Origin of the sequence: Cryptosporangium sp. NPDC051539 (genome assembly GCF_044454545.1) — a bacterium.
Classification (GTDB): Bacteria; Actinomycetota; Actinomycetes; order Mycobacteriales; family Cryptosporangiaceae; genus Cryptosporangium.
In genome coordinates, this window is record NZ_JBITDV010000001.1 from 384,851 (window position 1) to 397,570 (window position 12,720).

General features: G+C 74.3%; 12 protein-coding genes. 5 read left to right on the forward strand and 7 right to left on the reverse strand.

The annotated features are described in order from the left end of the window. Nucleotides 1–21: 21 nt before the first annotated feature. From ACIBZJ_RS01885 to ACIBZJ_RS01900, 4 genes are all read left to right on the forward strand, one after another. Nucleotides 22–987 (forward strand): MBL fold metallo-hydrolase, encoded by a 966-nt coding sequence (locus ACIBZJ_RS01885; RefSeq protein ID WP_395924407.1) that lies wholly within the window; start codon nt 22–24, stop codon nt 985–987. Further along, nucleotides 984–2,537, forward strand: coding sequence for an FAD-dependent monooxygenase (locus ACIBZJ_RS01890; protein WP_395924409.1), 1,554 nt, complete (start codon nt 984–986; stop codon nt 2,535–2,537). The genes ACIBZJ_RS01885 and ACIBZJ_RS01890 overlap by 4 nt, the downstream gene beginning before the upstream one ends. Continuing rightward, a complete protein-coding gene (locus ACIBZJ_RS01895; RefSeq protein ID WP_395924411.1) occupies nt 2,534–3,712 on the forward strand; it encodes a homogentisate 1,2-dioxygenase in 1,179 nt (392 codons plus the stop codon). The genes ACIBZJ_RS01890 and ACIBZJ_RS01895 overlap by 4 nt, the downstream gene beginning before the upstream one ends. Before the next feature lie 109 nt (nt 3,713–3,821). Beyond that, nucleotides 3,822–4,505 (forward strand): IclR family transcriptional regulator, encoded by a 684-nt coding sequence (locus tag ACIBZJ_RS01900; protein WP_395924413.1) that lies wholly within the window; start codon nt 3,822–3,824, stop codon nt 4,503–4,505. On the opposite strand, the gene ACIBZJ_RS01905 is transcribed toward ACIBZJ_RS01900, so the two are convergent. The 5 genes from ACIBZJ_RS01905 to ACIBZJ_RS01925 all read right to left on the reverse strand — a co-directional run bounded on the left by ACIBZJ_RS01905 (nt 4,498) and on the right by ACIBZJ_RS01925 (nt 8,868). Next, complete coding sequence (locus ACIBZJ_RS01905) at nt 4,498–5,523, reverse strand: LLM class flavin-dependent oxidoreductase (protein WP_395924415.1); 1,026 nt, start codon at nt 5,521–5,523, stop codon at nt 4,498–4,500. The genes ACIBZJ_RS01900 and ACIBZJ_RS01905 overlap by 8 nt on opposite strands. A gap of 21 nt (nt 5,524–5,544) precedes the next feature. Then, entirely contained in the window at nt 5,545–5,970 is a 426-nt protein-coding gene (locus ACIBZJ_RS01910; RefSeq protein ID WP_395924417.1) for a TIGR03668 family PPOX class F420-dependent oxidoreductase, read from the reverse strand. A 73-nt stretch (nt 5,971–6,043) separates the two neighbouring features. Beyond that, on the reverse strand, nt 6,044–6,715 hold the full coding sequence (locus ACIBZJ_RS01915; protein WP_395924419.1) for a hypothetical protein: 672 nt from the start codon (nt 6,713–6,715) through the stop codon (nt 6,044–6,046). An 84-nt stretch (nt 6,716–6,799) separates the two neighbouring features. Continuing rightward, entirely contained in the window at nt 6,800–7,801 is a 1,002-nt protein-coding gene (locus tag ACIBZJ_RS01920; RefSeq protein WP_395924421.1) for an ADP-ribosylglycohydrolase family protein, read from the reverse strand. Between the two features lie 5 nt (nt 7,802–7,806). Further along, the gene (locus tag ACIBZJ_RS01925; protein ID WP_395924423.1) at nt 7,807–8,868 is read right to left on the reverse strand and encodes an aldo/keto reductase; all 1,062 of its coding nucleotides are present in this window, start codon (nt 8,866–8,868) and stop codon (nt 7,807–7,809) included. A gap of 99 nt (nt 8,869–8,967) precedes the next feature. Here ACIBZJ_RS01925 and ACIBZJ_RS01930 point away from each other — a divergent pair, with 99 nt between their 5' ends. Then, nucleotides 8,968–9,990, forward strand: a complete 1,023-nt coding sequence (locus ACIBZJ_RS01930) for an AraC family transcriptional regulator (protein ID WP_395924425.1) — start codon at nt 8,968–8,970, stop codon at nt 9,988–9,990. On the opposite strand, the gene ACIBZJ_RS01935 is transcribed toward ACIBZJ_RS01930, so the two are convergent. Further along, the gene (locus ACIBZJ_RS01935) at nt 9,966–11,522 is read right to left on the reverse strand and encodes a diguanylate cyclase domain-containing protein (RefSeq protein ID WP_395924426.1); all 1,557 of its coding nucleotides are present in this window, start codon (nt 11,520–11,522) and stop codon (nt 9,966–9,968) included. The genes ACIBZJ_RS01930 and ACIBZJ_RS01935 overlap by 25 nt on opposite strands. A 79-nt stretch (nt 11,523–11,601) precedes the next feature. Then, on the reverse strand, nt 11,602–12,642 hold the full coding sequence (locus tag ACIBZJ_RS01940) for a DUF2293 domain-containing protein (protein ID WP_395924428.1): 1,041 nt from the start codon (nt 12,640–12,642) through the stop codon (nt 11,602–11,604). Nucleotides 12,643–12,720 lie beyond the last annotated feature (78 nt).

Consider the following 12,720-nt stretch of genomic DNA (forward strand, 5'->3'; position numbering starts at 1 on the left):
TTATCGAACAGGAGCCGCCACATGGCGACGAAGCCGTTCGCGTCCTCCGCCGACCTCGGCGTCAAGGAACAGACCCTGGAAGTGCTCGCCGACGGCGTCTACGCCCTGACCGCCGACGGCGACCCGAACGTCGGGGCGATCGAGGGCGAGGACTTCCTCGTCTGCTTCGAGGCCCTCGCCACGCCGGTCGCGGCCCGCCGCTGGCTCGCCCGGCTGCGCGAGCACACCGACAAACCGGTCCGGTACCTGGTGCTCTCCCACTACCACGCGGTCCGCGTCCTGGGCGCGAGCGCGTTCGACGCCGAGGTCATCGTCAGCTCCAGGCCCACCAGGGCGCTGATCGCCGAGCGCGGTCAGCAGGACTGGGAGAGCGAGTTCGGACGCATGCCGCGCCTCTTCGAGGAACCCGACTCGATCCCCGGCCTTACCTGGCCGACCGTCACGTTCACCGACACGATGACGATCGATCTGGGCGGCGATCGGGGCTCCCTGGAGCTCAGGTACCTCGGCCGGGGCCACACCGAGGGCGACATCGTCGCCTGGCTCCCCCGCCCCGAAATCCTCTTCGCCGGCGACCTGGTCGAGTCCCAGGCCGCGCTCTACACCGGCGACGCGTTCCACTTCGACTGGGCGTCCGGCACCCTCGACGCGGTCAAGGCCCTCGGCGCCCGGCAACTCGTCGGTGGCCGCGGCGCGATCACCCGCGACCACTCCGGGACCCGGGCGGCGATCGAGCAGACCCGCGACTTCCTGCTCACCATGCAGCGCACGGTCGGCGACGCCCACCGCGCCGGCGCCGGCGTCAAGGCCGCCTTCGCGGCGACCCACGAAGCCCTGGCCCCGGCCTACGGCCGTTGGCCGATCTTCGAGCACTGCCTCCCGTTCGACGTCCAGCGCCTCTGGGACGAACTCGACGGCATCGAGCGCCCGGTGATCTGGACCGCCGCGCGCGACCGCGAGGTCTGGGACGAACTCCAAGGCGCATGATCGCGGTCATCGGCGCCGGTCCCGTCGGCCAGACCGCGGCGCTGCTGCTGGCCCGCTGGGGCCTGCCGGTCGTCGTCCTGGACGGACGCCCGGGACGCGACGCCGTGGGCAGCAAGGCCATCTGCCAGCAGCGCGACGTGCTGGACGTCTGGGACTCCGTCGGCGTCGGCCGGGCCGTCGCCGACCGGGGCGTCACCTGGACCATGGCCCGCACGTTCCACCGAGACCGGGAGTTGTTCAGCGTCGGCTTCGCCGACCGGGGCCGGTCGGTGTTCCCGCCGTTCGTCAACGTCTCCCAGTGCGAAACCGAGACCCTTCTGGACGCCGCGATCGCGGACCAGCCCCTGATCGACGTCCGCTGGGGGCACCGCGTCACCGGGCTCGACCAGGACGACGACGGGGTCACGCTGACCACCGGCACCGGCCAGGACCTACGCGCCGACTACGTGGTCGCCGCCCCCGGCGCCCGCGGGGACGTCGTCCGCCGGGAACTGGGCGTCACGTTCGACGGCGAGTCCTTCGACGACTGCTTTCTGATCTGTGACCTGCGGACCGACCTCCCGGGCTGGGAGACCGAGCGGCGGTTCTACTTCGACCCGGTGTGGAATCCGGGCCGTCAGGTGCTGATCCACCCCTGCCCGGACTCGACGTACCGGATCGACTGGCAGGTTCCTCCGGATTTCGACCTGGACGCGGAGGAGGCGTCGGGCGGGCTGGACCGGCGGGTCCGGCAGGTGATCGGCGACCGGCCGTACGAGCTCGTGTGGAGATCGGTGTACCGGTTCTCGTCGCGGGTCGCCGACCGGATGCGGATCGGCCGGGTGCTGCTGGCCGGCGACGGCGCGCACCTGGTGTCGCCGTTCGGCGCGCGCGGCCTGAACTCCGGGGTGCTCGACGCGGAGAACGCCGCCTGGAAGATCGCCTACGTGGCCCGCGACACCGCCCCGGACGGCCTTCTGGATTCGTATCACGACGAACGGCACGCGGCGGCTCTCGAGAACCTGGAGGTCACCGGCGCGACGATGCGCTTCCTGGTGCCCGGCACCGACACGGAGGCCCGGCACCGCCGGGAGATCCTGCGCCGCGCGGTCACCGATCCGGCGGCCCGTGCCCAGGTCGACTCCGGACGGCTCGCGGAGCCGTTCTGGTACGTCGACTCCCCGCTCACCACCCCGGACGAGCGGCGTCCGTTCCCCGGCCGCCCGACGCGCGGGGACGTGCCGGTCCCCGCTCCCGGGATCCTCGTCCCGGACTGCCCGGTGACCGTCCCCGGCCGTCCGGACGTCACCCGCCTGCGACAGCTGGCCCGCGAAGGAGTGACGGTCCTGCGCGGCACCGCCACCGACGTCCCGGACGTCGAGGCCTACCGCTTCGACGTCCTCGATCCGACGCCGACGCTGCGGGAGGCGCTGGGGGCACGCGACGACGAGTACTGGGTGCTGCGCCCGGACGCCCACGTCGCCGCCGTGCTCACCCGGGCCGGCGACGTCGCGCCGGCCATCGCGCGGCTTCTGGGAGGCCGTCGCCCGGTTTCGAGGAGGTTCGGATGACCTACTACCGGCAGGTGGGCAGCGTCCCGCCGAAGCGGCACACCCAGCACCGCCGTCCCGACGGGGGCCTGTACGCCGAGGAACTCATGGGCGAGGAGGGCTTCTCGTCGGACTCGTCGCTGCTCTACCACGCCGGGATCCCGTCGGCGATCGTCGACGCCCGCCCGTGGACGCCGCCCGGGCCGGAGCTGACGCCGAACATCCCGCTGGTGCCGCGGCACCTGAGGCTGCACGAGCTGGCGTTCGCGCCGGACGCCGACGCGGTCACCGGCCGCAGGCTGGTGCTCGGCAACGCCGACGTGCGGATCTCCTACGCGGTGTCCGGCGTCCCGTCGCCGTACTACCGCAACGCCGTGGGCGACGAGTGCGTGTTCGTCGAGCGGGGCGCGGCGGTCGTCGAGACCGTGTTCGGTGCGCTGGCCGTCGGTGCCGGGGACTACGTGGTCCTGCCGCGCGCGACGACGCACCGCTGGGTGCCGTCCGGTGACGAGCCGCTGCGCACGTACGCGATCGAGGCGTCCTCGCACATCACACCGCCGAAGCGCTACCGGTCGACGCACGGGCAGTTCCTGGAGCACGCCCCGTACTGCGAGCGCGACCTGCGCGGGCCGGTGAGCCCGCTGGTCGAGGACGGCACCGACGTCGAGGTGTACGTCCGGCACCGTGGCGGCGGCACGATCCACGTGGTGCCGCGGCACCCGTTCGACGTCGTCGGGTGGGACGGGTGCCTGTACCCGTACGCGTTCAACGTCGCGGACTTCGAGCCGATCACCGGCCGGGTCCACCAGCCGCCGCCGGTGCACCAGGTCTTCGAGGGGAACAACTTCGTGATCTGCAACTTCGTGCCGCGCAAGGTCGACTACCACCCGCTGGCGATCCCGGTGCCGTACTACCACGCGAACGTCGACTCGGACGAGGTCATGTTCTACGTCGACGGTGACTACGAGGCGCGCAAGGGTTCCGGCATCGGCCGGGGCTCGATCTCCCTGCACCCCGGCGGGCACTCGCACGGCCCGCAGCCGGGGGCGGTCGAGAGCAGTCTGGGCGCGGAGTTCTTCGACGAGACCGCGGTGATGGTCGACACGTTCCGCCCGCTGGACCTCGGGGAGGCCGGGCTGGCCGCCGACGACGGCCGCTACGCCTGGTCCTGGTCCGGCCGGGGCCCGGAGAAGTGACGATCCACGAGCCAGAGTCTCGACCTCCACTCGGCGGTGAGGCTCAGGTGCCCGCAGCGGATAACCGTCCCGCGCGGGCGGCGGCATGACGAGAGGAGCGAATGTCCCGATGGCCGAGGAGAGCGCGCCGGCGTCGCAGACGCTGGACCGGGGCATCCGCCTCCTGGAGTACCTGGTCCAGGTCGGGACCCCGGCGCCGATCGCCGACCTCTGCGCCCACCTCGGCGTGCACCGGTCGATCGTCTACCGGCTGCTGCGGACGCTGGAGGACCACCGCCTGGTCGAGCGCGACCCGGCCGGGCGGTACCGGCCCGGCACCGGTATCGCCGGGCTCGCCCGGGGCGTCCGCAACGACCTGCGGACCGCGGCGCTCCCCCAGCTCGACGCGCTCGCCGCCGAGCTGGGCATGACCGCGTTCGTCGTCGTGCGGGCCGGCGACGAGGCGGTCACCGTCACCAGCGTCGAGCCTCAGGACACGGCCGCGCACGTCGCCTACCGGCCCGGGACCCGTCATCCGGTCGATCGCGGCGCGCCGGGCCTGGCGCTGCTCGTGCCCGACCCGCCGTCGCCGTCGGACCGTCCGGAGCTGGCCGAGGCCCGCCGGGCCGGCTGGGCCACGTCGCACGGCGAGGTGATCCGGGGGTTGAGTTCGGTCGCCGCCCCGGTGCGCGGTCCGGACGGCCGGGCCCGTGCGGCCCTGGCCGTCGTGTATGTCGACGACGACGTGGACGTCGAACGGATCGGCCGACGGCTGACCGACGCCGCCGGGAAGGTCGCGGCCGCGCTCAGCTAGCGGCGGGTTTCCAGCCGATCGCGGGCGCGACGTGCTCGGCGATCGTCGCCAGCATCCGGGCGTTGTAGGCGACGCCGAGCTGGTTCGGCACCGTGAACAGGACGTAGTCGGCCTCCTGGACGGCCTGGTCCTGGGCCAGGTCGGCGGCGATCACGTCCGGCTCGCCCGCGTACGTGCGGCCGAAGCGGGCCCGGACGCCGTCGAGGACACCGACCTGGTCGCCGTCACCGGAGTCGCCGAAGTACGTCCGGTCGATGTCCTCGGTGATCGGCAGCACGCTGCGCGACACCGACACCAGCGGCGGACGGTCCCAGCCGTGCCCGTCCCACGCCTCGCGGTACTGGCGGATCTGCTCGGCCTGGAGCTGGTCGAACGGCACCCCGGTGTCTTCGGTCAGCAGCGTCGAGCTCTGCAGGTTCATCCCGAGCGACGCCGCCCAGACCGCGGTCGCGCGGCTGCCCGCGCCCCACCAGACGCGGTCGGCGAGGCCCTCGGAGCGAGGCTGGATCGGCAGCCCGGCCCGGACGCCGGAGCGGGCCGGGTCGGTGGTCGCGACCGCCGCGCCCTGGATCGCGGCCAGGAACAGTTCGGTCTTCGAGCGGGCGAGGTCGGCCGTCGTCGTCCCCTCGGGGGCGCGGTAGCCGAACGACTCGGCGCCGTTCAGTGCGGTCTCCGGTGAGCCCCGGCTGACGCCGAGCTGGAGGCGTCCGCGGCTGATCAGGTCGGTCGCGGCGGCTTCCTCGGCCAGGTACAGGGGGTTCTCGTACCGCATGTCGATCACGCCGGTGCCCATCTCGATCGCCGACGTGCGGGCGGCGATGGCCGCGAGCAGCGGGAACGGCGACGCCAGCTGACGCTCGAAGTGGTGGACCCGGACGAACGCGCCGTCGATGCCGATGTCTTCGGCGGCCTGGGCGAGGTCGATGGTCTGGTGCAGGGCGTCGGCGGCCGACCGGGTCTGCGACCCGGTGACGTCACGCCAGTGCCCGAAGCTGAGGAACCCGATCTTTTTCGTCATGACGCCCGCAACAATAGTTGATCAGTCAACAATCCCGGTGAAGGACCAGCCGCTCCACCGGGTGACGCCGATCTCGATGACCGGGCCGTCCGGACGCTGCGCCCGGTACTGCGGATACTTCGCGACGAGCCCGTCGAGGCCGTCACCGGCAGCCGCGGCGTCCACCACCCGGGCGGTGCCGTCGGCGCGCGCCCACCAGAGCCGGGCCCAGTCGTCGTCGTAGTGGTCGGCCAGCACCGAGACGTGCGGGTTCGCCGCGACGTTGCGCAGCCGCCTGAGGTTGGTATGGCGCTTCGGTTTCGCGTCGACCGCGATCACGATCGCGTCGCCGCGCACCGCGAACGTGGCCGGCACCACGTGCGGCACTCCGTCGGCGTCCGCCGTCGCCAGCCGGACGACCCGCGCGCCGGTCAGCCGCCGCCGGGCCTCGGCCTCCGAAAGCTGCATCACGCCATCCTCGGCCCGGCCCACACCCTTGTCGAGGCAACCCTCGCCGCAGCAGCCCCGCCGGGGCCGGTACTCAGCCGTCGCCGGGCTCGCGGAGCGTCACCCGGCCGCGCCCGGCGCGCCAGCGGTAGGAGCTCCAGGACGTCGGCGCGCCCAGCGGACCGCCGTCGTTCAGGGCCGTGCGGTAGTGCCCTTCGCGGGCGGACAGCAACTCCAGCGCGCGGTGCCCGGCCGGCGTCCGCGGGTCGCGCACCCCGCTCCGGGTGGTCGGCACGACCTCGGACAGCCACTGCGTCAGCATCGTCAGCGCCGCGGTGCCGCCCACCAGTAACGCCAGGCAGGCGGTGCCCGCGGCCAGCGCGCCCGACGCGGTCCGGTGCGCCAGCGCGTCGAAGACGACGACCGCCAGCCCGCCCAGCAGCACGGACGAGAGCGCGACGGTCCCGAGCACGACCAGCGTCGACCCCGGGCCGCGGTGCGACGCCCGGTAGCGCAGGCGCCGGGTCAGCAGGCCCGCGCGGCGCAATTCGCCCCACGCCGCCCGTACCTCGGCGCTCCGCGCCACGGCCGCCCGCACCCCGGCACCCCCGGCGCCCCCGAGGCCCACGCCACCCGCGGCGCGCTCCGGGCCGCCGGCGAGCAGCGCGACCGCGACCGGCGGCGGGTCCGTGGCCAGCCAGGCGCGGGCGCGGTCGTCGGCCGCGGAGGCGGGCGTGAACCACATCGGCGGGTCCTCAGTCGTCACCGGCGAATTGCAGCACGCCGGACGCGCGTTCCCGGCCGCCGGACCCGATGTTCACCGAGCCGTCGCCCGGTGGCACTCCCCGGGTCAGATCCGCGCCGTGCGGCGGCTACGCACCGCGAGCAGACCGTCGGCGAGCGTGGTCAGGGCCAGGTCCGGGTTGGCCGCCGCGAGCCGGTCGAGGATCGGCGGCGGGACCGAGCCGAGGCCCGCGTGGGCACCGACGACGGCACCGGCCATCGCCGCGATCGTGTCGGTGTCGCCGCCGAGCGAGGCCGCGTGCCGGCAGGCGTCCCACAGATGGCCGGGGTGCAGGGAGGCCACCGCGAGGGCCGCCGGAACCGCCTCCTGAGTGGCGAGCCCGGTGCCGACGAGCCGGGCGATCAGGTCCGGCGCGTCCGCCCGGCCGGCGACCAGGCCGCGGGCCCAGACGATGCGGTCGGCCACGTCGGCGCCGGGGGCGTAGGAGCCGCGGGACGCGCCCAGGCGGGCCGCGGCCACGGCCAGGTCCAGCGACTCCGGCAGCGCGGACCCGGCGATTCCCGCGCTCACCGCGGCCGCGATCGCCGCCGCACCGGCGATCGCGATTCCGGTGTGGTGGGTCGCGCGGCTCGCCTGCTCGACGGCGTCCACCAGGCGCGACAGCGGTTCGGGGGGCACGCCGACGCCGACCGGCGCGATCCGCATCGCGGCACCGTTGGTGTCGCCGGTGCGGCCGGTCTCCTCCGGTGGCACACCGGAGGAGAGCGACACCAGCGCCCGGCGCGTCGACGGGCCGAGCAGGTCCAGCGACCCGGCCCGTCGCATCCGGTCCTCCCAGGCGAGGAGCGCCTCGGCGAACCGGAGCGGGTCGACGGACCCGTCGCCGGAGACGAACAGCGAACCGAGGATCACCGCCTGGTCGGTGTCGTCGGTGACCCGCCCGGCCGGCAGCCCGCGGCTGATCTCGTTCTCCGGCGGACCGGGGTGCAGAGCGTCGAGGACGTCGCCGTACCGGGCGCGGATCGCGGACCGGGGCAGGTTCTGCGTCGGCATCCCGAGCGCGTCACCGAGCGCGAGCCCGGTGAGCGCGCCCAGGGCCCGGCCCACGGGATCTACAGGTACGGGTCGAGCAGGACGCGGTCGGCGGCGCTGAGGCGCTCCGACGCAGTCGCCCGCTGGTGCCAGTACGGGTAGAGCAGCGGCGGGCGGCTGACCTCCTCGAGCTGCGCCACCTCCTCCGCGCTCAGCGTCAGCGACGCCGCGGCCAGGTTGTCGGCCAGCTGCTCCTCGGTGCGCGCGCCGACGATCAGCGACGTCACCGCCGGACGGGTGAGCAGCCAGGCCAGCGCGACCCGCGCCGGGGACGCCCCGTGCCCGTCGGCGATCTTGCGCAGCAGGTCGATCGTCGCGAACAGCCGGTCGGGCGCGTCGATCGGCGGCTCGCTCCACTCGGTGAGCTGCCGGGTCCCGGCCGGGCCCTCGACCTGGCCGTCCGCGCCGCGGCTGAACTTGCCCGACAGCAGGCCGCCGGCCAGCGGGCTCCAGACCAGCACGCCGAGGCCCTGGTCGACGGCCGCGGGAAGCAGTTCGTTCTCGGCGTCCCGGCACTGCAGCGAGTAGTAGATCTGTTCGCTCGAGAAGCGCGGCAGCCGCTCGCGCTCGGCGACCCCGAGGGCCTTCAGCAGCTGCCAGCCGGCGTAGTTGCTGACCCCGACGTAGCGGACCTTGCCCTGCTGGACGAGCGTCTCGAGCGCGCCGAGCGTCTCCTCCAGGCGGGTGTGACCGTCCCACTCGTGGACCTGGTACAGGTCGATGTAGTCGGTCTTCAACCGGCGGAGGCTGGCCTCGGCGGCGCGCAGCACGTGGTGCCGCGACAGGCCCGCGTCGTTCGGGCCCTCGGCCATCGGGAACCGGACCTTCGTGGCGACCAGCCAGTCGTCCCGGCTGTCCCGGAGGGCTTCCCCGACGATTTCCTCGGACGCCCCGGCCGAGTACACATCCGCGGTGTCGACGAGGTTCACGCCGTGGTCGCGGCAGAGGTCGAGCTGCCGCTGGGCGGTCTGCACGTCGGTGGTGCCGACGTTGGCGAAGTTCCCGGAACCGCCGAACGTCATCGTGCCCATCGTCATCGTCGAGACCCGCAGGCCCGAGGTGCCCAGTTGGCGGTACTCCATGTTCCCCACTCTCTCGAGGTACTGACATGAAGAGCATTACCCGTTACGGCGAGACTATGAATGCTTGATAGTCCCGTGGAATTGCGCGAGAGTTCCGGCGTGACCGCTGATCCCCTCTCCGATGCGCTCGCGCTCGTCCGTGCCCGCTGCGTCATCACGGGCGGGTTCATCGCGTCCGGCGACTGGTCGGTCCGCTTCCGGCCGAGCGCCGCGCTGAAGCTGAAGGGTCTCGTCCGCGGTCGGTGCTGGCTGCTCGCGGCCGGACGTCCGCCGCGGTTGCTGACGAAAGGCAACGTCGCGACGTTCAACCGCGTCGAGTCGTTCGTCCTCTGCAGCGATCCGGCGATCCCGCCGGTTGAGGAGCCGGAGGCGCTCCGGCCGGGCCCCGGCCCGCTGGACCGTTTCGGCGCCCCGCACGACCGAAACGACCGGGCCGACGAGACGGAGCAGGCGGTTGTCGCGATCGGCGGGCACATCGACCTGGATCGCAGCGGCGACGAACTCTTGCTGTCGGTCCTGCCGAGGCTCACCGTGCTGGCCGGTGAATCAGCCGAGGCCGACGAGGTGATGCGGCTGCTGGAGCAGTTGCTGGAGGAGCGGTCGGCGCCCCGGCCGGGGTCGAACTTCGCGGCCGATCAGTACGCGCAGTTGCTGCTGCTCCAGGTGTTGCGGGCGGTGCTGGAACACGGGAGTTCGTCCCGGCCGGGGTGGCTGACCGTGCTCGCCGACCCGGACCTGCGGCCCGCGCTGACGCTGATGCACACCGACCCGGGCCGGGCCTGGGGGCTGGACGAGCTGGCCCGGGCGTCGGCGATGTCGCGGAGCCGGTTCGCGACCCGGTTCAAGCAGGTGTCGGGGCAGCCGCCGGTCGCCTACCTGACGCGGTGGCGGATCCGGCTGGCCGAGCGGGCGCTGCGGGAGACCGACACGACGGTGGCGGCGCTGGCGTCGGAACTCGGTTACGCGTCGGAGAGCTCGTTCAGCCACGCGTTCGCCCGCACCGTGGGGGTGTCGCCCGGCCGCTACCGCAGATCCGTCCGGACGCCCGCACCCGGCGGGGACCACCCGGTCAGCGAGGACCACGCGGTCAGCGGGGCCTACGCGGTCAGCGGGGCCTCGTAGCGGGTCCAGCCGCCGGCGCGGGTGCTCTTGCGGTGGTACATGGCCTGGTCACCGGCGCGGATGAGGTCGCGGACGCCCACCGGGCCGCCGGGTTCGGCGACCGCCACGCCGACGCTCACGCCGACCGTCACGGCCTGGCCCTCGACCTCGACCGGAGCGCCGATCGACGCGACGACCCGGTCGGCGGTCGCCTCGACCAGTGTCTGGTCGTCGACGCCGGTGAGCAGGATCGCGAACTCGTCGCCGCCGAGCCGCGCGACCGTGTCGGTGTCCCGGACGCAGGACCGCAGGCGCCCGGCGATCCGGCGCAGCAACTCGTCACCGGCGGGGTGCCCGTGGACGTCGTTGACCTGTTTGAACCCGTCGAGGTCGAGGAGCAGGAGGGCGACCGAGCCGGGCACGGCGGGCGCCCGCCCGGGCCGCGCGGCCGCGTCCGGGCGCAGCAGCGCCTCCTCCAGCCGCTCCTCCAGCAGGGCCCGGTTGGCCAGCGCGGTGAGCGGGTCGTGGTAGGCGCGGAACGTCAGCTCGGCGTTCAGGTCGAGCCGGTACAGGGCTTCGGCGACCCGGGAACCCCAGGTCGCGAGGCTGGTCCGGGTGTCGGCGGGCAGGCGGGCGTCGCCGGAGATGCCGAACACCCCCCGGTAGCGCCCACCGGCGCTGACCGGCACGACGAGCAGCCCGCCGGATGCGTGCGGGGCGCCGGTGACGTCCCGGATCTCGCCGATCTCCTCCGGGGTCAGGTAGGCCGGGTGGGGCGGGGCCAGCCGGGCGCGCAGGGCCGGCCGGAGCGCGTCGAGGTGAACCAGGCGCCCGACGTCCGCGGGCGGGGTGCCGTGCCCGGCGACGACCCGGAGGGGGCCGTGCGAGCCGGTCGCCCGCGGAAGCCGGTCGCCGTCGTCGTAGAGCGCGAACAGGACCCGGCGGTCGCCGGTGGTGTCGGCGAGGCCGGCCGCGGTCTGCACGGCGACCTCGGAGAGCGCGTCGCGGTCGGCGGCCGCCGCGAGGCGTTCGGAACCGGCGAGCTGCAGCCGCTCCCGGGCGAGCAGCCGGTCGTTCTGCTCCGCGATTCCGCGCAGCATCCGCATGAGCAGCGGCGCGACCAGGCCGAACACGATCGCGGCGCCGAGCTGGGCCGGGTCGGGCGGCCCGAGGCCGGACAGTCCCGCGGCCAGCCGGACGCCCGGCACGAGCTGGGCCAGCACGAGCCGGACCCGGAGTTCCCGGGCCGAGCCGTAGAAACTGCGGAACAGCAGTGCGCCGAAGTACGCGCCGCTGTCGGCGACGCTGTCCAGGACCAGGCCCGGCGCGGCGACGATCAGCCACTCGATCAGCTCGAGCCCGGGGGCGAAGCCGCCGCGCAGCCAGCCGAGGAGCCAGTAGCAGGCCAGCATCGCGAGCGCGGTCGCGAGTGCGGCCCGGCCCGCGTCGCTGCCGGCGTCGGACGTCAGCACCGCGGCGATGCTCACGCCGGTGCTGCACAGTGCCCAGACCAGGAAGATCCCTCGCAGGCGGGACACCATCCGCCCGTCCATGCGCCCGCCTCCTCCGCTCTCCCCCCTGTCGGCGGCGGGCCGGGGCAGCTGAGTCAATCGGCGCCGGCGGCGGGGAGCCTCAGGCCCGCCAGGACGTGAGGACGCGCTCGATCCGGGAGCGGATCCGGTCGCGGGCCTCGCGGCGGGGCACGCCCGCCATCAGCAGCGAGTCGTAGTCGGTGTCGAGGTGGCGTACGGACGCGACGACCGCGAGCGTCACCGCCTGCGGATCGAAGACCTTCGCGGCGGCCGAGCGCCCGACCCGGCCGCTGCTGCGCTCTCCGGCGTGCCGGGCGATCAGCGTGGCCCGCTCCGGCGGGCATCCCGGGAACAGCCGCCGGATCTCGTCCGCCATCACCGCGGTGTACGTCTCGTCCGCGGCCGCGCGCCGCACCTCGTCGCGCTCACGGCGGCGCTCCCGGACCTCGGAGTCGGCGAAGCACTGCTCCTCGGCGCGGCCGAGCGCCGCCTCCTCTACCAGGATCCCCTGCCGCTCGTAGCGCTTCCGGCGCCGGTTGAACGTCACCACGACGGCCGAGAGCCCGCTCTCCTTCTTAGCCCGCCGGGACAGCGCGGCGTTCCCGGCGGGCAGGTACGCGAGGTGATCCAGGTCGGCGCAGGCCAGGCACAGCGTGTCGTCCCCCTCGGTCACGAAGAACCCCGCCGGGCCGCCGCAGCCCGTGCAGGTCCGGGGCTCGTCGGCGACGTGGGCGACGAGGTCGGGCGCGGCCCGGGCCCGTTCGGTGAGCGTCGCCCGGCGGGCCTCGGTGAGACCCGGCGCCAGCCACTGCACCCGGAACGCCTGCTCGACCGCGTCGCTGCCGTCGCGCGTGAACCGCAGCGTGCGGCGGTCCCGGCTCGCGGCCGTGTAGGTGGCGTCCGCCGGTGACAGGCCGCTGCGCTGCGCCCATTCGCGCAGCGCGGTCACCGCGTCCACGAGCTTCGCGGCGTCGACCGCCGTCGTGTCCTCCAGGGCGCCGACCCGCCCTTGTTTCCACGTGTCGACCTGCGCGCTCTTCACCCAGCGCAGGCCCACGACGACGTCGATCGGCGTCACGACCTTGCGGGTGGCCAGCGTCCGCCCGGCGACGTCGGCCACCCGCCGCGAGAGCCCCGCCATCAGCGAGCGAACCGATCCGCCGCCCGGCCGGCGACCCCGGCCGCGTGACACCGGCATCCCCCGTCGACCGGCCCGGGC